This is a genomic window from Rhodococcus sp. IEGM 27, from assembly GCF_033142305.1.
In the GTDB taxonomy this organism is placed as follows: Bacteria; Actinomycetota; Actinomycetes; order Mycobacteriales; family Mycobacteriaceae; genus Rhodococcus_F; species Rhodococcus_F oxybenzonivorans.
Genome location: NZ_JAWLSG010000008.1, coordinates 201,842 through 222,932 on the forward strand (window position 1 = coordinate 201,842; position 21,091 = coordinate 222,932).

A 21,091-nucleotide genomic window follows, 5' to 3' on the forward strand; every position below is an offset into this window, starting at 1 on the left:
TCAGCGTCCGGCTCGGGACCGCGCCTGTGCCACCAAACCGGTCAGTGCCGCCACCCAGCACTGCCCGAAGTCGTCCACCTCGGAGGCCGTCAGAATCCCGGGGGGGAACGACATGAACGCCGTCAACTGCCGACCATCCGCGGTATCGGTGATCACCGACTGGATGTCGAGCACCGCTTGGGCCGGCATCTCACTGTTCACCTGTCCACCCGTCACCGAGGTCTCGAAATCGGGCAGCCAGTCCAGGCCCTGCGCCGCCTCGGGAATTTCCGCAGCATTGACGCGGCCGATGTAGTTGAACACGATCTGTGGTTCCGGCCAGTTGCTCATGACCGCGGCGGTCTCCGGATTCAGGTAACGCAGCAACCCGTAGCCGATCCCCTTGTCAGGTACCGCACCGAGCTGATTCCGTACCGCCTGGACCGCGGCTGCCGCACTCGGGCCACCCTCGATCGCCTCGCCGATATCGACCCCTGCGAGATCGAGTCGAGCCGGGTACATCGTGGTGAACCAGCCGACCGTACGGGACAAATCTGCACCGGGAACCACTGATTCTTCGCGTCCGTGGCCCTCGAGAGTGACTACCGCCGACGGCTCGTCGATCCCACGGCCCTGCCGCCAGGCGGCCACCGCGAGTGCGAGGGCCGCGGCGAGCACGTCACCGATTTCCGCGTCGAGTGCGCCGGGAGCCGTCCCGAGCAAGGCCTCGGTGACGGGGGCCGGCACATCGACCCGGGTGCGCTCGAGAGTGCTGACGAGGTCGGACCGAAGATCCAGTTCCCGCGACCCCAGCACGGGGTCCGGGCCGGTGAGCATCCGCTCCCACACGGCCAGTTCGGCCACCCGCTCCGGACTCGCGGCTGCCTCGAGGAGGCCGTCGGTCCACCGCCGCAGGGACGTTCCCACCGGCTCCAGCGACGGCGTCTGCCCCGCTGCGATCTGGGCACCGGCCGTTGCAAGGTCCGGGACCAGAATGCGCCACGAGACCGAGTCGATCACGAGGTGATGGGGCACCACCAGCAGTCGGCCCGCCCGGCTCGGATCGGCCGGGTCGAACCACACGAACTGGAGCATCGAACCTGTTCGGGGGTCGAGCCGGTCTAGCGCCTGCGCGAAGGCGGCACTCGCCACCTCGTCGAACTCCGGGGAACCGGGTTCGGCGGTGACGGCGACACGCTCCACGGCACCGTCGAGGTCGACGCGGCCGGCGGGTGCGATCTCGAGGGCAGGCTCCGACGACTCCGACACCAGCGTGGCGCGGAGAGCGTCGTGCTTGTCCACCACCGCCGAGAGTGTCGCGATCAGCTGGTCACGTCCGATGCCGGCAGGAAGCGTCACCATCAGCGGCATCACGAAGCGGTCGAAATTCCCGCCGCGCTCGACCATCTTCCGGGCGACCGGAGTGAGCGGCACCGTGCCGACACCGCCACCCTCGTATTCCTGCAACGCCGCGGCCGCGGACTCCCCCGAATCGGCGACCGCCGCCAGCTCGGCGACGGTGCGCCGTTCGAACACATCGCGTGCTGTGAAGTGGATACCGGCCGACCGTGCCCGCGCTACCAGCTGAATGGAGACGATGCTGTCGCCACCGAGCTCGAAGAACGAGTCGTCGACACCCACGCGGTCCCGCCCGAGCAGTTCCGCGAAGATCGACGCCAGCGCGCGTTCGCTGTCGGTGCGCGGCGCCCGGAACTGGGCCGCCGAGGCGAAGTCGGGCACCGGTAGGGCACGCCTGTCGAGCTTGCCGCTGGTACCCAGCGGCAGTTCGGCCAGAACCATCACGGCGTCCGGCAGCATGTAGTCAGGCAACGATTCTGCGACGAACCCCGTGAGCGCAGCCGTGTCGACAGCCGAACCCGGCTTCGGGACGACGTACGCCACGAGCCGTGCGCCGACCTCGCTGTCCCGCACGATCACAGCCGCCTGCGCCACCTCTGTGTGGCGCACGAACGCCTCTTCCACCTCACCGAGTTCGATACGCAGGCCGCGGACCTTCACCTGGAAGTCGGTACGTCCGACGAACTCCAGTTCACCGCTCTCGTTCCACCGCACGAGGTCACCGGTGCGGTACATCCGTGAACCGTCGGCGCCGAAGGGGTCGGCGACGAATCGTTCGGCGCTGAGCGCGGCGCTGTTGATGTATCCGCGCGCCAGCTGGGCCCCGTCGAGGTACAGCTCACCGGGGACACCGATCGGCGACGGCGTCAAGTGCGCGTCGAGCACGTAGGCCCGGGTGTTCCAGACCGGGACACCGATCGGCGCGATGGTCCCGGTGTGCGAACGGTCCACGACCTGAGCCGCCGAGTTGATTGTGACCTCGGTCGGTCCGTACAGGTTGACCAGCTCGGCGGAACCGATCCGTGCGAGCCGATCCGCCGCCGACTGCGGAAGTGGTTCACCGCCGGCGAAGACCAGCCGCAGCGAACCGCACAGGTCGGCCGTGGCCGCGTCGAGGAACATCGTCAGGACCGACGGAACGAACTGGACCACGGTCACCGACTCCGCGCCCACCGTCTTCGCCATGTACTCGGGGTCGCGGTGACCGTCCGGGGAGGCGACGACGAGGGTGCCGCCGACCACCAACGGCAAGAACAGCTCCCACACCGAGGCGTCGAACGTGAAGGGAGTCTTCTGCAGGACCACGTCCTCGGCACCGATGCCGTACTCGTCCCGCATCCACTCGAGCTGGTTGGCCAGCGCCGAATGCGGAATCGCCACACCCTTGGGGCGTCCCGTCGAACCGGACGTGTACAGCGCGTACGCCAGGTTCTCCGGGTGGAGTTCACCGAGCCGCTCGGCATCCTCGACTGCAGTGTCGGCGTAGCCGGAGAGGTCGAAGTCCTCCACCAGATACACGGGGACGTCGACGTCGAGATTGGCGATGTCGTCGGCAACGCTCAGCACACACGTCGGGGCAGCGCTGTCCACCACGTAGGTGGTCCGGTCGGCCGGATGCTCCGGGTCGATCGGCACGTATGCACCACCCGCCGCGTGCACGGCGTACAGGCTGATCACCATGTCGAGGGAGCGTCGCATCGCGATACCGACCACCGAGTCCGGTCCCACGCCCAGCGCGATCAGGTGACGGGCCAGCCGGTTCACCCGCGCGTCGAACTGCGCGTAGCTCAGTCGATCCTGTCCGGCGACCACGGCGGTCGCATCCGGGGTGCGCGCCACCTGAGCACGGAACATCGAGGTCACGGACTGGGCGGAGACGGCGTGCGCGGTGTCGTTCCACCGGGACAGTACGAGGTCGCGTTCCTCCGCCGCCAGCAGGTCGAGATCGCCGACCAGCGTGGCACCGCCGGCAGCGATGGTGTGCAGAATGCGGTCCAGGCGTGCCCCGATCCGCTCGACAGTGTCTGCCCCGAACACGTCCGGGAGGTACTTCAGTACCAGCTGGACCTCGGCGTCCGACTGCGCCAGGAGGCTCAGCGGGTAATGCGAGGCGTCGCTGATCTGCGCGCCGGTGACCCGCAACCCGTCGATGTCGCTGGACTCGGTGAGACCGGCCCGATCGATCGGGTACGACTCGAACACCGTCAACGTGTCGAACAGTCCGCCGATTCCGGCGATTTGCTGGATCTCGGGCAGCCCGATGTGGTGATGCTCGAGCAAAGCCGACTGTTCGGCCTGTAGACGCTCGAGAAGCCCGAGGAGCGACTCGCGGGGATCGATGCGCACGCGGATCGGGATCGTGTTGATGAACAGACCCACCATCGATTCGATGCCGTTGACCTCCGGCGGACGACCCGACACCGTGGCACCGAAGACGACGTCGTCGGACGCCGTCATCCGGGACAGGAGCAGACCCCACGCTGCCTGGACGATGGTGTTCATCGTCAGGCCACGATCCCGGGCGACGCGCGCCAGGTTCTCGCTGACCGCCGCGCCGAGGCGTACCGCGAACTCGGCGGGCTCGGGGCGTACCGGACCGCTGGGTGCGGGGGCGAGCACGGTGGGACCGTCCAGCCCGGCAAGTGCGTGCGCCCACGCCGTGCGTGAGGCGTGCGTGTCACGCGCGGACAGCCAGCTGAGGAAGTCCCGGTAGCCACGTACCCGCGGCAACACCGAGCCGTCTCCCCGGGTGGCGTACAACACCAACAAGTCCTTCATCAGCAACGGCATCGACCATCCGTCGAGCAGGATGTGGTGGTTGCTGATGGAGAAGCTGCAGGTATCCGGCCCCGTGCGAATCAGCAGGAATCGCATCAACGGGGGTCGCACCATGTCGAAGCGAGCCGAGCGGTGCTCACCCAGGAGGGTGCTCATCCGTTCTTCACGTGCCGCCTCGGACAGTCCGGACAGGTCGATCTCTTCCCAGGGCAGTTCCACGGAATCGACGACCACCTGTACCGCTTCCCCGGCATCGTCGGTGACGAAGGCGGTACGCAGGTTTGCGTGACGCGCGATGAGCGCCTCGGCGGCAGCCCGCAGTCGGGCGGCATCGACGGTGCCTGCGAGGCCGAGCACCACCTGTGCGGTGTAGACGTCGACAGCGTCCTCGGCGAGGACCGAGTGGAAGAACATGCCGGACTGCAGCGGTGCCAGCGGCCACACGTCGGAGGCCTCCGGGTAGCGCTGTTCCAGGATCTCGAGATCATGCTGGGTCACGGTGACGAGCGGGACGTCCGACGGGGTCAGGCCGCCGCCGTCGGGCCGTGACGCGTGCTCGGCCAACGCGGCCGCCGCCGCGTGCCAGAGTTCGGCCAGCTCCCAGACGTCGGATTCGTCGAGGATCTCCTCGGCGAACGCGATCTTCGCCTCGAGTTGGGGACCCGATGCCGATTCGGAGGTGACGGCGTTGATGCTGAGCACAGCAGGCGCGACCATCTCGTCGTCCATTGCGCCGCCGAACTCGCCCGAGTCGCTGTCGGGGACCCAGCCGAGGTCCCGGATCTCCTCTGGGAGGTCGACCGAACCCGCGCGACCGAGATAGTTGAAACCGATCTGCGGCGTCGGCAGCGCTGCCAGCGCCGGGGCGGTCTTCTCGTTCAGGTAGCGCAGCAAGCCGAAGCCCATGCCGCGGTCCGGGACCGCCAGCAGCTGTTCCTTCACGGCCTTCAGAGCCGAACCCGCAGATCGTCCACCGTCGAACGCCTCCGCCAGGTCGGCACGGGAAACATCGAGGCGAACGGGGAACAGGCTGGTGAACCAGCCCACGGTCCGCGACAGGTCGGCACCCGGGACAACGGATTCTTCACGGCCGTGGCCCTCGAGATTGATGAGCACCGACTGGTCGCCCGGGGCGCCGTCGACTCCGGTCTTGTTCCGGCGCCACTGCGCGACAGCGAGCGCGAGCGCCGCGAGAAGGCCGTCGTTGACGCCACCGTTCACGGACTGCGGGATCGAGGTCAGCAACGCCTGCGTCACCGGTGTGGAGAAGGTCATGCTCAGACTGTGCGTCCGGGCGATCACATCCCGCTCCGGGTCGAACGCCCGCTTGCCCAGCAGCGGATCGGTGCCGTCGAGCATGGTCCGCCAGAAGTCGAGTTCGGCCACGCGGTGCGGAGACTTCGCTTCCTCCACCAACCCGTGCGCCCACGCCCGCACCGACGAGCCGACCGGCTCGAGCTGCGGCTTCTCGCCCCGCGCGATCTGTGATCCCGCGGTGGCGAAGTCGGGCAACAACACTCGCCACGACACACCGTCGACGACGAGGTGGTGCGCCAGGACCAGCAGTCGTCCGCTCTGTCCGGGCAGCGACTCGGCGGGCGCGAACCAGACGAATTCCGTCATCCGCCCCGATGCGGGATCGAGTCGGCTCGCGGCGCGTTCAAGTGCCGCACGCCCCAGCCGCTCGAATGCCTCGGTCCCCGGCTTGTCGGTGAACTCGACGCGTTCGAACAGCTCATCGGCGCCGAGAGCCTCGCCGACGGGCAGTGTGTCGAACACCCACTCGTTCCCCGAGCGGGTCAACCGGGATCGGAGGATGTCGTGGTGACTCAGGATCGCGTCCACGGTCTCCACCAACTGCTCCCGGGTCACGCCTGCGGGCGTGGTCAGCAGAACCGCCTGCGAGAACCTGTCGAATCGGCCCGCGCTTTCGGTCAGCCAGTGCGCGATCGGCGTGAGGGGTATCGAACCGACTCCGCCGCCGGGCAGTTCCTCGAGGGTCACCGACTCGACGTCGGTGGCCCAGGCGGCGACGTCGGCGAGTTCGGCAACAGTCTTGCGCTCGAACACGTCTCGCGCCGAGAACAGGACACCGGCGTTCTTGGCCCGCGTGGTCAGCTGGATCGACACGATGCTGTCGCCACCGAGGGCGAAGAACGAATCGTCGACGCTGACCCTCTCCACACCGAGGACCTGTGCGAAGACGTCGGCGATGGCCTTCTCCATCGGCGTCGACGGCGCGCGGAACTCGGTGGCGACCGATACGAACCGGGGTTCCGGTAGTGCCTTGCGGTCCAACTTTCCTGCGGGTGTCAGCGGCACCGAGTCGATCGGCATGATCGACGAGGGCACCATGTAGCCCGGCAGCGTCTCGGACACGAACGCGGACAACTCGGCGACGTCGATCGACGCGCCCGGGGCAGGCATCACGTAGGAGACGAGGACGGTCTGACCCGTCTGCTCGCGATGATGGCCGAGAGTGACCGCGAAGTCCACGCTCGGATGCCTTCCTAGTTCGGCATCGATCTCGCCGAGCTCGATACGGAATCCGCGGACCTTCACCTGAAAATCGGATCGACCGACGTAGTCGAGGACGAGCTCGCCCTGTCCTTCCGATCCTTCTTCGTCGGCGTAGACCCAGCGGACGACGTCGCCCGTGCGGTACAGCCGCTCCCCCGGACCACCGAACGGGTTGGCGACGAAACGCTCTGCAGTGAGGGCGAATCGATTGTGGTAGCCGCGTGCCACGCTCGGCCCCGCCACGTAGAGCTCACCCGCGACACCGACCGGGACGGGGCTGAGCCGGGAGTCGAGCACGACCACGTCGACACCGCGCGTCGGACCGCCGATGGTGACGGGCCGATCGGCCCTCATCGGGGAGCTCGACGTGCTCCAGATCGTCGCTTCGGAGGGGCCGTACAGGTTGTACATGCGCCGGCCGGGCGCCCACCTCTGCATCAGCTCGGGCGGGCAGGCTTCACCGGCCACCGACAGAACCTCGATGCCATCCAGGCCGGCGGGATCCACCGTCGTCAGCGCCGCCGGGGTGATGAAGGCGTGGCTGACCTCCTGCTCCCTGAGCAGTCGAGCCAATTCCTCGCCGCCGTACACGACTCCGGAGGCGATGACCATCGTCGACGAGGCGGCAACGGCCAGAAGCAATTCGAACACGGACGCGTCGAAGCTCGGCGACGCGAAGTGCAGGACCCTCGACTGCGGCGTGAGCCCCAGCCGTTCGACCTGTTCCCGCGTGACGTTCGCCAGCCCGGTGTGGGTGACGACGACGCCCTTCGGCAGACCGGTCGAGCCCGAGGTGTAGATGACATATGCGGCGTCGTCCACCCGCGTGGGACGGATTCGGGTGTCGTCGGTGACGGCCTCGGACGAGACGTGGGCGCATGCACTGTCCATGTCTTCGTCGCCCAGGACGAGCCACCGCACCGTGTCCGGCAGGTCGGTGCTGTGCGCCGCCGTGGTCAGACCGATCTCCACGCGGGAATCGGTGACCATGTGCAGAATGCGGTCGTACGGGTAGCTCGGGTCGACGGGCACGAAGGCGGCACCCGTCTTCGCGACCGCCCAGATCGAGAGGATCGACTCCACCGATCGGGTGAGTGCGAGAGCCACGAAATCGTCCGAACCGATTCCGCGGCCGATCAGTACCCGGGCCAGACGGTTCGAGCGCTCGTCGAGTTCGCGGTACGTGACCTGCTGGTCCCCGCACACGACCGCCACGGCCTCGGGGTCTGCCTCCGCCGCGGCGGCGAGGATGCGGGCCAACGTCTGCGGCGGAACCGATGCTGCACCGCGCACGGGCGCGAGGACCCGCTGCTCGTCGCTGTTCAGGACGTCGATGTCACCGATGACCACCGAGGCGTCGCGGGTGATCGCCTCGAGGATGCGGCGGAACCGGAACGCGAACGCGGCGATGGTGCGTTCGTCGAACAGGTCGGTGGCATAGGTGAACACTGCGCGCATCGGCGCGGAGCCACCGGTGTCCGTGGGTTCTCCGGCAGCGTCCGCGAGGGTCAGCTGGAGGTCGAACTTGGCCGCGCTGACTCCCCCGTCGAGACCCTCGACGGTCAGCCCCGGAAGTTCGAGGTGAGCCTGCTCGATGTTCTGGAACGCCAGCGCAACCTGGAACAGCGGCGAGAAGGCGGTCGACCGCTCCGGCTGCAGAATCTCCACCAGACGCTCGAACGGCACATCGGTGTGCGTGAACGCGCCGAGGTCGTGCTGGCGGACCTGCGCGAGCAGGTCGGCGAATCGGTCGTCGACATCCACCTGCGAGCGCAGCACCAGGGTATTGACGAACATGCCGACGAGGTCGTCGAGCGCTGCCTCACCGCGTCCTTCTATCGCGGTGCCGATGGCGATGTCCTGCGTGGCGCTGAGCCGGGCCAACAGGACTGACAACGCGGCGTGCGCCACCATGAACAGCGACGCATTGTGCTCGCGGGCGAGCACGCCGAGGCGTCGACGGAGTTCCGCATCGATCTCGAACTCGAAGTTGGCGCCGCGCATCGACTGGGCCGGGGGCCGGGGTCGGTCCGTCGGCAGCGGTAGCACGTCCGGCAACCCGGCCAGGGTCTCGCGCCAGTAGTCGATCTGCTTCGCGGCCAACGAATCCGGGGCGTTCTCGTCGCCGAGCAGTTCATGCTGCCACAACGCGAAATCGGCGTACTGGACGTCGAGCGGGGCCCAGTTGGGTTCCGATCCGGCGGTCCGGGCGCTGTAGGCGACCACGACGTCACGCGCCAGCGGCGCCGTCGAGGCACCGTCCGCGGAGATGTGGTGGACGACGATCACCAGCACGTGATGCGCGGAGTCGAGCCGCAGGAGGCGGGCCCGGACGGGTACTGCCTTCGCGACATCGAATCCGGCGGTGACGAGGGCGATCACGTGGTTCCGCAGACCGTCCTCGTCGGCGACGCTCTCGACTTCGAGTTCCGTGAACGCCTCGGCACGGGACACGACGACCTGCCCGGGACCCTCTCCCGTGTCCGGGTAGCGGGTGCGCAGGGTCTCGTGCCGTTCGACGACGTCCCCGAGGGCCTGTTCGAGCGCCCGGACGTCGAGTTCGCCGGTCAACCGAATGGCGAGTGGGATGTTGTAGGCCGCCGATGCGGTGTCGAACTGGTTGATGAACCACATCCGAGACTGCGCCGGGGACAACGGGATCCGCGCCGGACGCGGTTGCGGGACCAGCGCGGGCCGGCCGACCCCCGCCGAATCGGATTGCTCGACCCGTGCGGACAGGGCGATCACGCTGGGCGCCTCGAAAAGCTCACGCACACCGATCGAGGAATCGAGTGCGGCGTTCACCCGGGCCACCACACGGGTGGCCACGAGCGAGTTGCCACCCAGGTCGAAGAAGCTGGAATCGACACTGACACGCTCGTGGCCGAGCACGTCCGCGAACACTCCCGCGACGATCTCCTCGACCGGGGTCCGCGGCGCCTTGTACTGGTCCGAAACCCCTGCGAACTCGGGCTCGGGCAGCGCCTTGCGGTCGATCTTGCCGTTGATGTTGAGGGGCAACCGGTCGAGCGTCACGAGTGCCGCCGGAACCATGTATCCCGGCACCGAGCGGCCCACGGATCCGAGCACGTCCGCGATGTCGAGTGCATCTCCGGACTCCGGCACGACGTAACCGACCAGCCGGTCACCGGTGTGGCGATCGCTGTGCACGACGACGACTGCCTGAGCCACCGCGGGGTGCGCGAGAAGCGCACGCTCGATCTCGCCGAGCTCGATGCGGAATCCACGGACCTTCACCTGGAAGTCGGAGCGGCCCACATAGTCGAGGTTGCCGTCCCGATTCCACCGCACCAGGTCACCGGTCCGGTACATCCGGGCGCCCGAAGGCCCGAAGGGGTTGGCCACGAACCGTTCCGCGGTGAGGTCGTGGCGGCCGAAGTAGCCGCGAGCCAGCTGGTCACCCGCCAGATAGAGCTCACCTGTCACGCCGGCAGGCACGGGGTGCAGCCGGGTGTCGAGAACGTACGTCTGCGTGTTCCACTCGGGCCGCCCGATCGGGACGGAACTGCCCCGTTCGACGCCGCACCGGTAGTACGTGACGCTGACCGCCGCTTCGGTCGGGCCGTACAGGTTGAAGATTTCGGCACCGCTGACGTCCCGCAGGCGCTGCACCGTGTCGGCCGGGAGAGCCTCACCGATGCAGAGAACCCGTCGCAACGACGCGAGCTGGGCAGACTCCGCCACCGATACGAAAGCCGCGAGCAGCGACGGAACGAAGTGCACGTTCGTGACCTGCTGCTCGGCAACGAGTCCGGCGAGGTACGACGGATCTCGGTGACCGTCCGGCTTGGCGACGACGAGCCGTGCCCCCGAGGTCAGCGCCCACCAGAACTCCCACACGGAGAGGTCGAAGGTGGCCGCCGTTTTCAGCAACACCGCATCGTCGGCGGTCAGGGGGTACTCGTCCTGCTTCCATCGCAATTGGTTCGCGATGGCACCGTGCGTGATGGTGACGCCCTTGGGCCGGCCGGTCGAGCCGGACGTGTAGATCACATAGGCCGCATGGGTCGACCGCAACGGTGCTCGGCGATCGGCATCGGTGATCGACGTGGCCGCCGCCCCGGTGAGGTCGATCTCGTCGAGGACGACGACATCGACACCCGTCGGCAGCGACGCGACGACGCTCCGGAGAGTCAGCACACACACGGGTTGCGCGCTGCCGAGCACGTACGCGGTCCGCTCGACGGGATGATCCGGATCGATCGGCAGGTACACGCCGCCGGCCTGCGCAATGGCATACATGCCGACCAGCAGTTCCACCGACCGCGGAAGGGCAAGGCCCACGACGGTTTCCGGTCCCACACCCAGATCGATGAGGTGGCGGGCGAGCCGGTAGACCCGTGCAGCGAATTCGCCATAGGTCAGCGACTCGTCCTCGAACACGACCGCGGTGGCGTCCGGATCCCTGACGGCCGCGGCGGTGAACATATCGGCGAGTGTCGTCTCGGGCAGTGCCCGTGCCGTGTCGTTCCAGCCCGACACCACCTGGGCGCGCTCGTCGTCCCCGATCAACGGCAGATCGCCGACAGCGACCTGCGGTGACGCGACGGCAGCCGAGAGCACCCGCAGGAACCGATCCGCAAAGCCCTGCACGGTCACCGCGTCGAACAGGTCGGTGGCGTAGGTGAACACACCGGACATCTCCTCGCCCTCGGGGCTGTCCCCGAGGACGAGGTGCAGATCGAACTGAGCTGTGTCGCCTTCCATGTCGAGCGGTGCGACGGTCAGGTCGGGTAGCTGCAGGTCGGACTTCGTCGTGTTCTGGAACGAGTAGCCCACCTGGAAGATCGGGTGATGGGCCATCGATCGTGCCGGGTTGAGCACCTCGACCAGCCGCTCGAACGGCACGTCGGCGTGCGAGAACGCCTCGAGGTCCGCTTCACGTGCACGGTCGAGGATCTCGTCGAAACTCTGCCCGTCGTCCACCTGCACGCGCAGGGCGAGGGTGTTGACGAACATGCCGACGACGTCGTCGAGTTCACGCTCACCGCGGCCGGCGATCGGCGTTCCGACCGAGATGTCCTCGGTGCCCGACAGCCTGCTCAGGAGCACCGCGAATGCCGCGTGGACGGCCATGAACACACTGGCGTTGTGCCCTCGGGCGAGCGCCGCCAGGCCTCGGTGCAGCGCCGCGTCGATCGTGAAATCGACCCTCGCTCCGCGCAGCGACTGCACGGGCGGACGCGGGCGGTCGAGCGGAAGCTCGAGAAGGTCCGGCACACCGGCCAGCGCCTTCTTCCAGAAGTCGAGCTGTGCCGAGATGAGACTCTGCGGATCGTCTTCGCTGCCCAGCAGTTCGCGTTGCCAGATCGCATAGTCGGCGTACTGCACGGGAAGCGGACCGAAGCCCGGCTCCCGTCCCGCTGCACGGGACGCGTACGCCACCATGACGTCGCGGACGAACGGTGCCGTCGACTCGCCGTCGGTGGACACGTGGTGCACGATGAGCGCGAGCACGTAGTCCTGTGGGGCAGTCTCGAACAACCGCATCCGGATCGGGGGCACGTCGGCGGTCACATCGAATCCCGCGGTGGCCATCTCCACCAGGCGGGAGCGTAGTTCGTCGCCCGTCACGGCAACCGGCGCGAGATCGACCGGTACCTGCTCGGCGGGGAGGATGACCTGATGGGGTCCGTCCGCGGAATCCGGGTAGGTGGTCCGCAGTGATTCGTGCCGTTCGAGCACGTCGAACACCGCGGCCCGCAGCGCCTCCACGTCGAGGGCGCCCGACAACCGGACCGCCAACGGGATGTTGTAGGCCGCCGACTCGGGATCGAAGCGGTTGATGAACCACATTCGCGACTGCGCGAGGGAGAGGGGAATGTGATCCGGTCGCTTCCGTGGCCCGAGGACGGGTCGAACCTCGTCGCTGGTGGCAGTGGCCGAGATGCGGACGGCGAGCGAGGCCACGGTCGGCGCCTCGAACAACTCCCGGACGCCCACCCGGAGCCCGAATGCCTGCCCCACCCGGGACACGACGCGAGTGGCGCTGAGCGAGTTGCCGCCGAGGTCGAAGAAACTGTCGTCCACGCTCACCGCGGACAGACCGAGGACCTCGCAGAAGATTGTGGCGACGGTCTCCTCGGCCGGTGTCGACGGTGCGCGGAACTCCGCACTCGAGGAGACGAACTCCGGCTCGGGCAGGCGCGCGCGGTCCAGCTTGCCGATTCCGGTCAACGGGATCTCGTCTAGCAGGATCACCACCGACGGCACCATGTACGGCGGAAGAGTCTCGCCGACAACCGTCTTCAGCGATTCCGGATCCACCGTCGCACCATCGACCGGCAGGACGTAGGACACGAGGGTCGTCAGGCCCGCGGGGTTCTCACGGCCCACGGTCACGGCGAACTCGATGTCCGGCTGGGCTGCCAGTGCGGCGTCGATCTCACCGAGCTCGACGCGGAACCCGCGAACCTTCACCTGGAAGTCGGACCGGCCGACGTACTCCACGCGGTGGTCGTCCGCCCACCGCACCACGTCTCCGGTGCGGTACATGCGCGAGCCGGGCTCGCCGAACGGGTTGGCCACGAACCGCTCCGACGTGACCGACGGACGGTTGTGGTATCCGCGGGTCACCGACGGTCCACAGATGTAGAGCTCACCGGGAACGCCTTCGGGCACCGGACGCAGGCGGGAGTCCAGGATGAGTGATTCGACACCGCGCAACGGCTTACCGATCGTCACCCGTTCCCCGGCCACCATCGGTTCGGTGATCGTGACGATCACCGTGGTCTCGGTCGGCCCGTAGGCGTTGCGCATCTCGCGGCCGGGCGCCCATCGGGCAACCAGTTCCGGTGTGCACGTGTCGCCGCCGACCACGACGGACCGCACGGAGTCGAGCCCCTCGGGATCGACGGTCATCAGTGCGGTCGGCGTCATCACGACGTTGTTGACCTGCTCACGGCGGATCAGGTCGGCGAGCTCGTCGCCCCCGTACACGTCCGCGGGTGAAATCACCAGAGTGGCACCGGCACTGAACGCGGCGAGCATCTCACCGACCGAGGTGTCGAAGCTCGGCGACGCCACGTGCAGGAAACGCGAACTCGGCGACACGACGTAGTGCTCACGAACCTCGCTGGTGAGGTTCGCCAGACCGCGGTGGGTGACCACGACGCCCTTCGGTTTGCCCGTCGAGCCGGACGTGTAGATCAGGTACGCCGGATGATCGACGGTCAGCTGACGGCGACGATCCGCGTCGCGAACCGGAGCCGCCGACACCACACGCGTCTGGTCGGCGAACTCGGGAGCATCGAGGACCATCCAGGACACCGTGTCCGGCAGGTCGTCTCGATGACGATCGACCGTGAGACCCAGGACAGCACCCGAATCGGACAACATCTCGTTGATTCGCTCGAACGGAAGCTTCGGGTCGACGGGCAGGTAGGCGCCACCCGCCTTCGCGATCGACCAGATTCCCAGGATCGATTCCACGGAACGGGTGATGGCGAGCGCTACGTAGTTCTCCGGCCCCACTCCCCGATCGATCAGCACGCGCGCCAGCCGGTTCGACTGCTCGTCGAGTTCGCGGTAGGTGAGCTCACGGCCCTCGGAGGACAGCGCCACCGAATCCGGTGCGAGGTCCACGCCCGAACGCAACAGTTCGGGCAGGGTCCGCGGTTCGAGCGACCGGGGACCGCGCACAGGTGCGATGGCAGCCTTCTCGGCCGCGTCGAGAATGTCGATGTCGCCGAGAATCACGTCCGGCTCGGTCGCCACCGCTCCGAGAATCCGGACGAACCGATCGGCGAACCTCTGCACCGTCCGCTCGTCGAACAGATCGGTCGCGTAGTTGAACGACGCGACGATGCCTGCCGCTCCCCCGTCGACGTAACGCTCACCCACACTGAGCTGCAGATCGAATTTCGCGACATCCAGCGGGGTCTCGAGGACCGAGACCTCGAGGCCGGGGAACTCGAGAGTCGAGCTACCGGTGTTGTTGAACGCCAAGGCAACCTGGAAGAGCGGTTGGTGGGCCGTGGAACGGGGGACGTTCAGCACGTCGACGAGCCGCTCGAACGGAATGTCTCCGTGTGCGAATGCCTCGAGGTCCGTCTCCCGAACCTGCGCCAGCAGCTCCAGGAACCGCAACTCCGGATTCACCGAACTACGCAGGACGAGGGTATTGACGAACATGCCGACCATCTCGTCGATCTCACGCACGCCGCGGCCCGCGACAGGCGTGCCGATGGCGAGATCGGTATTCGAGCTGAGCCGCTCGAGCAGTACGGCGAACGCGGCATGCACGACCATGAACATGCTCGCGTTGTGCCGGCGGGCGAGCGCCGCCAGTGCGCGATGCGTGTCCGGGTCGATGTCGAAGTCGAGCGTCGCGCCGCGCAGCGACTGCACGGGCGGACGCGGGCGGTCGGTGGGAAGTTCGAGCGACTCGGGAAGGTCGGCAAGTGCGTGACGCCAGTAGTCGACCTGGCGCGACGCGATCGACTCCGGGTCGGATTCGTCGCCGAGTACCTCACGCTGCCACAACGCGAAATCCGCGTACTGCACAGGCAGTGGTTCCCAGCCCGGTGCGTCACCGGCTGCGCGGGTCACATATGCCTGCATCATGTCCCGGAACAGTGGTGCCATCGAGGCGCCGTCCGCGGCGATGTGGTGGACGACGAGCACCAGAACGTGCTCGCCTCCACTCATCTGGAGGAGACGGACCCGGAACGGCACCGAGAGACTGACGTCGAAACCTGTGTTCGCGAGCGCACGCGCTCGGCGGTAGGCGTCGGCCTCGTCCGTGGTCGGCTCGACGGTCAACGGCTCCACGGCCTCGGCCGTCGGAAGTATCACCTGATACGGACCATCGGGCGACTCGGGGAACAGGGTGCGCAGCGACTCGTGACGCTCCACCACGTCGGTGAGAGCAGCACCCAGCGCATCGATGTCGAGGTTTCCCCTCAGACGCACCGCCATCGGCAGGTTGTACGCCGCCGACTCGGTGTCGAACTGGTTGATGAACCACATCCGAGACTGCGCCAGTGACAGAGGGATTCGTTCCGGCCGCGGCCCCGCGGTCAACGGCAGGCGCTCGCGGTCGGCGTCGGCCGAGTGCTCGGCAACGGCCGCCACGCCCTCGACCGTCGGGTTCTCGAAGACCGAGCGGACAGTCAATTCCGTGCCGAGGGCCTCTTCGAGACGCGCCACCACCCGGGTGGCACTGAGGGAGTTTCCACCGAGGTCGAAGAACGAATCGGTGGCGCCGGCCCGTTCGATACCGAGAACGTCGGCGAAGACGCCGGCCACGATCTCTTCGAGCGGAGTACGGGGAGCGACGTACTCGTGGTCGTCGGAGTCGAAGTGCGGTTCGGGCAGCCGCTTCCGATCCACCTTGCCGTTGTTGTTCAGCGGCATGGATTCGAGGACTACGAGGACGTCGGGAACCATGTGCGCGGGAAGGGTCTTCGCGAGCGAGGACAAGACCTCCCGCGAATCGATATCCCCGGCAGCCGGCACGGCGTAGGCGACGAGCCGCTGTCCCTGCGGGGTGTCCCGGACGACGACGACTGTCTGAGACACGTCGGGGTGCGCCAGCAGAGCGAATTCGATCTCGCCGAGTTCGATGCGCAGGCCGCGGATCTTGACCTGGAAGTCGGTCCTGCCCAGGAAGTCGTAGTTCTTGTCGCTTCGGCGCCGCACCAGGTCGCCGGTGCGGTACATCCGGGTGCCGGGAGCGCCGAACGGGTCCGCGATGAATCGCGTGGAGGTGATCCCGAACATGTTGCCGTAGCCGCGGCCGACCGCGATACCACCGACATAGAGCTCACCCGTCATACCGTCGGGAACCCGGCGGAGCCGGCCGTCCAGAACATACAGCGCCACGTTGTCGAGTGCGGGGCCGATGGGAAGCCGCAATTGATCGGACACCGCATCTTCGGGTGTGATGACGTAGGACGTGACGATGTCGGACGCTTCGGTAGGCCCGTAGCTGTTGTGGCAGCGGACTCCTCGGTCGAGGAACTTCTTCAGCGGCGCAGCCTTGACCGCCTCACCGCCGAGCGCGATGGTGCGGACGCTACGAAGTTCCTCGTTCTGCTCGAGCTCTGCGACGATCTCGAAGGCGCCGGGCGCCATGTTGACCACCGTCAGTTCGTTCTCGTCGATCTGACGGAGAATCGACTGGGGTTCGAATCCCTCGACCGCAAGGTGGATCGCTCCACCCAATGACAGCGTTCCCCACACCGTCTTCTGCGTCAGGTCGAATCCGGGTGCCGAGGAGACCAGGACGCCGTCGCCCTGCTCGAGCGCGAGTTGGCCGCGGAACCACACCATCATGTTGCAGAATCCGGCCATCGGCACCAGCGCGGGTTTGGGCCTACCGGTCGAACCGGATGTGGAGATGACGTAGGCCAGGCGAGCGCCGGATCCGTCCTCGGTCCAGTGATTGACGGGGTCGGAGTCATCGTGTGCCGCCAACTCCGACGCCACGGTGGGGTCGTCGAGTACGAGAACGTCGGCCTCGACGTCGTCGGCGCCTGCCCACGCCGTCGTGGCGACAACGGCACGAGCACCACAGTCGTGGAGCATGGCGCCGATACGTTCCGCGGGGTAGGCCGGATCGATCGGTGCGTAGGCGGCGCCCGCTTTCCACGTTGCGAGCATGCCGATGATCCACTCGATCGAGCGGGGAACCACCAGGGCAACCACGTCGTCGGGACGGACACCGCGGGACGCAAGCTCACGGGCCAGCTGATTGGCCCGGGCGTTCAATTCCCGGCGGGAGAGAGCGTGGCCGTTCCCCTTCAACGCAAGGGCGTCCGGATTTGCCCGGACCTGCTCCGACCAGCACTCCACGAGGTCGACGGGAAGCGCACCGGCGCGGCGATCCGACGCAGAAGTGGCTTCGGCGATCACCCCGGCGAGCATGCCGGCGAACTGATCCGCGAAACCTTCACCGGATGCTCCGTCGAGCAGACCCGGCAGCAAGGTCGACAAGGCCACCGTCACAGCAGCCTCCGGTCCGACACCGACGCTCGCAAGCGTACGTGCCAGCTCACCGGACTTCTCGTGCCATTGCCGGTAGGTCACATCGTTACCGTTGTGAGACAACGCAATACCGTGAGGATTGATCGATGCTGCCGCATCGAGCAACTCCGGCAACGGCCGCGTCGCGAGCTCCTCCGCAGCACTGTGCGACCCCAGCGACTCCACCGCGTCGCTGGAAGTGCCACCGAGCTCCGCATGTTCTGCGGCCGACAGGATGTCGATGTCACCCACGATCACCGAACTGTCCGCCACGACCGCATCGAGAATCGCCAGGAACCGAGACCGGTAGCCCTCGATCGTCGCTTCGTCGAAGATGTCCGTCGCGTAGCTGAACATCGCCTTCGTCGGACCGTCCGCGTCGGCGCCCTGCTCGTCGACGGCGAGGGTGAGATCGAACTTTGCCAGGTTGGCCTCGTTGTCGAGTGCCGTCACCGTCAGACCAGGCAGCTCGAGCTTGGCCGCTTCGTTGTTCTGGAAGGTCAGCGTCACCTGAACGAGCGGTGCGTAGGTGTTCGACCGCGCCGGGGCGAGTGCCTCGACGAGCCTTTCGAAGGGAATGTCGGTGTTTCCGAAAGCACCCAGATCCGTGTTGCGCACGCTGTCGAGCACATCGGCGAAGGTCGCCGACTGAGAGACCTCTGTCCGCAGCACCAGCGTGTTCACGAACATGCCGACCAGATCGTCCAGGGCGGCGTCGCCGCGGCCGGCGACGGGCGTACCGACCACGATGTCCTCGGTACCGCTCATTCGCGCCAGCAGTACGGCGAACGCCGCGTGTACCACCATGAACACGGAGGCCTGGTGCGCCTGCGCGACCTCCGCGAGGGCAGCCTTCAGGTCAGGGCCGAACTCGAACTCGACTCGCGCAGACTGCGGAACCCGGTTGGGCGTGCGCTGGCGGTCGAGAGGTAGCTCGAGAAGCTCGGGCGCATCGGCGAGCGTGTTCACCCAGTAGTCCAGCTGCCGAGCAGCCGGCGACGCCGGATCTTCCTCCGAACCGAGCACCTCCCGCTGCCACAGGGCGAAGTCGGCGAACTGCACCGCGAGGGGCGCCCATGCCGGAGCGGAGCCCTCGACCCGCGCGCTGTACGCCGTGAACAGGTCACGCGCCAGTGGCGCGATCGAGCCGCCGTCCGCGGAAATGTGGTGGATGACGATGAGGAGAACGTGCTCGGCGGAGTCCGCCTCCCCCACCCGGAAGAGCGCTGCGCGGACCGGCACGGACTTGGTGACGTCGAACCCGGTGGTGGCGACGGCCAACAGGCGATCGCGGAGTTCCGACTCGTCGGCGACGTGCGTCACCTCGAGGTTCAGATCCACCTCGGCGGCCGGCCGGATGACCTGGTGCGGCCCTTCAGGGGAACTCGGGAACTGGGTACGCAGAGATTCGTGGCGTTCGAGCACGTCGGCGAGTGCGGACTGCAGCGCTGTGACGTCGAGAGCACCCGACAGACGCAGTGCCATCGGGATGTTGTACGACGGGGAGGACGGATCGTAGCGGTTGGCGAACCACATCCGCTGTTGCGCGAGCGACAGCGGGATGCGGTCGGGACGCGGACGCGGTGCCAGAGCAGGGCGGGCGGCGATGCCGGTGCCACGCGCATCCACCCGCGACGCGAGAGCGCCGACGGTGGGAGCCTCGAAGAGTTCGCGTACACCGATGTCCGTATCGAGGGCCGTGTTGATCCGGGACACGACGCGGGTAGCGATGAGCGAGTTGCCGCCGAGTTCGAAGAAGGCGTCGTCGAGCCCCACTCGCTCGACACCGAGAACCTCGGCGAACACAGCTGCCACCGTCTGCTCGATGTGTGACTGCGGAGCGCGGTATTCGCGTGTGACGGCGAACGTTTCGGGAACCGGCAACGCCCGCCGATCGAGCTTGCCCACAGGGGTCAGGGGCACGGATTCGAGAGCGATGACAGTGGCCGGAACCATGAACGACGGCAGGAACTCACCCGCGAAGTCCATCAGTTCTGCCTGGTCCACAGTTCGTCCCGCGGCGGGCAGCACGTAGGACACCAGGGCGGCGTCGCCGGACGAGGAGGTCAACGCAGACGTGGTGACGAACTCGACCGACTCGTGTCGCGCGAGGACGGCATCGATTTCACCCAGTTCGATCCGGAAGCCGCGAACCTTCACCTGCTGGTCCGACCTGCCGACGTAGTCGGCCGTCAGCGCACCGTGTTCGTCCCGCTTCCATCGGACGACGTCGCCGGTGCGGTACATCCGGTCGCCGGGTGCGCCGTAGGGGTTGGCGACGAAACGTTCGGCGGTCAGCGGCGTACGCCGGTGGTATCCGCGAGCCAGCCCGAGCCCCGACAGATAGAGCTCACCTGCGATACCCACCGGAACAGGGCGCAGACGATCATCGAGTACGAGCGCACTGGTTCCCCGGATCGGGCCACCGATCGTCACCGGACCGTCAGCGGACATCGGTTCGCTGATGTTGGTCATGATCGTGGTCTCGGTGGGTCCGTAGCCGTTGAACAGCGAACGCCCGGGAGCCCAGCGCGCGGCGAGTTCTGCCGGCACCGCTTCGCCGCCGGCCACCACGAACTGGAAGTCGTCGAGACCCGCCGGGTCGACGGACGCGAGGGCGGAGGGCGTGACGAAACCGTGCGTGATCCGGTTCTCGCGCAGGAACTTCGCGAGCTCGGGACCGCCGTACACGTCCGTGGGGGCGATCACCATAGTGGCACCGGCGCCGACCGCGAGCAGCAGTTCGAGCACCGACGCGTCGAAGCTCGGTGAGGCGAAATGCAAGGTCCGCGACGCGGTGGTCACCTGGTAACGCTCACGCTGTTCGGCAGCGAAGTTCGCCAGACCGCGGTGGCTGACGACGACACCCTTGGGCTGCCCGGTGGTGCCGGAGGTGTAGATGACGTACGCGCTGTTCGCCGGTGTCACCGACGAACGACGGTCCGCGTCGGTGACCGGTGCCGCCGAGTACTGCGCCCAAGCGGTGTCGGCGTCGTCACCGTCGAGGAGCAGCCAGTCGACGCCGGCCGGCAGCCGGTCGAGCTCGGATGCGACGGAAAGCCCCAGCGTCACACCGGAATCGGTGACCATGTGGGCGATACGCTCGTCTGGGTACTTCGGGTCGATCGGCACGTAGGCGCCGCCACTCTTGGCAACGGCCCAGATGCCCACCACGGAAGCGATCGAGCGGGTGATGCCCAGGGCGACGAACGACTCGGCGCCCACCCCTCGCTCGATCAGTGCCCGCGCGATGCGGTTCGAGCGTGCGTCGAGCTCCCGGTAGGTGATCGATTCGCTGCCCGCGACGACGGCGACACCGTCCGGGTTCGCGGCCACGGCACCCGCGAGCAACTCCACGAGCGTCTGCGGCGCCGCTCCCTCGACGCCCCGGACCGGAGCCAGCTCAGCGGCCTCCCGCGGATCGAGGATGAGGATGTCTCCCACGGCAATGTCGGTGTCGGTCGCG

Annotated in this window: 1 protein-coding gene (only partly in view); it reads right to left on the minus strand. The window is 67.5% G+C overall.

Annotated features, from left to right (window positions below):
- Window positions 1-21,091, minus strand: the 3' portion of a protein-coding gene (locus R4P95_RS25640; RefSeq protein WP_397517791.1) for a non-ribosomal peptide synthase/polyketide synthase. Its footprint extends 12,686 nt past the window's final position; 21,091 of the gene's 33,777 nt are visible here — the last part of the coding sequence; its start codon lies beyond the right edge, outside the window — the gene reads right to left on this strand; it ends in the stop codon at window positions 1-3.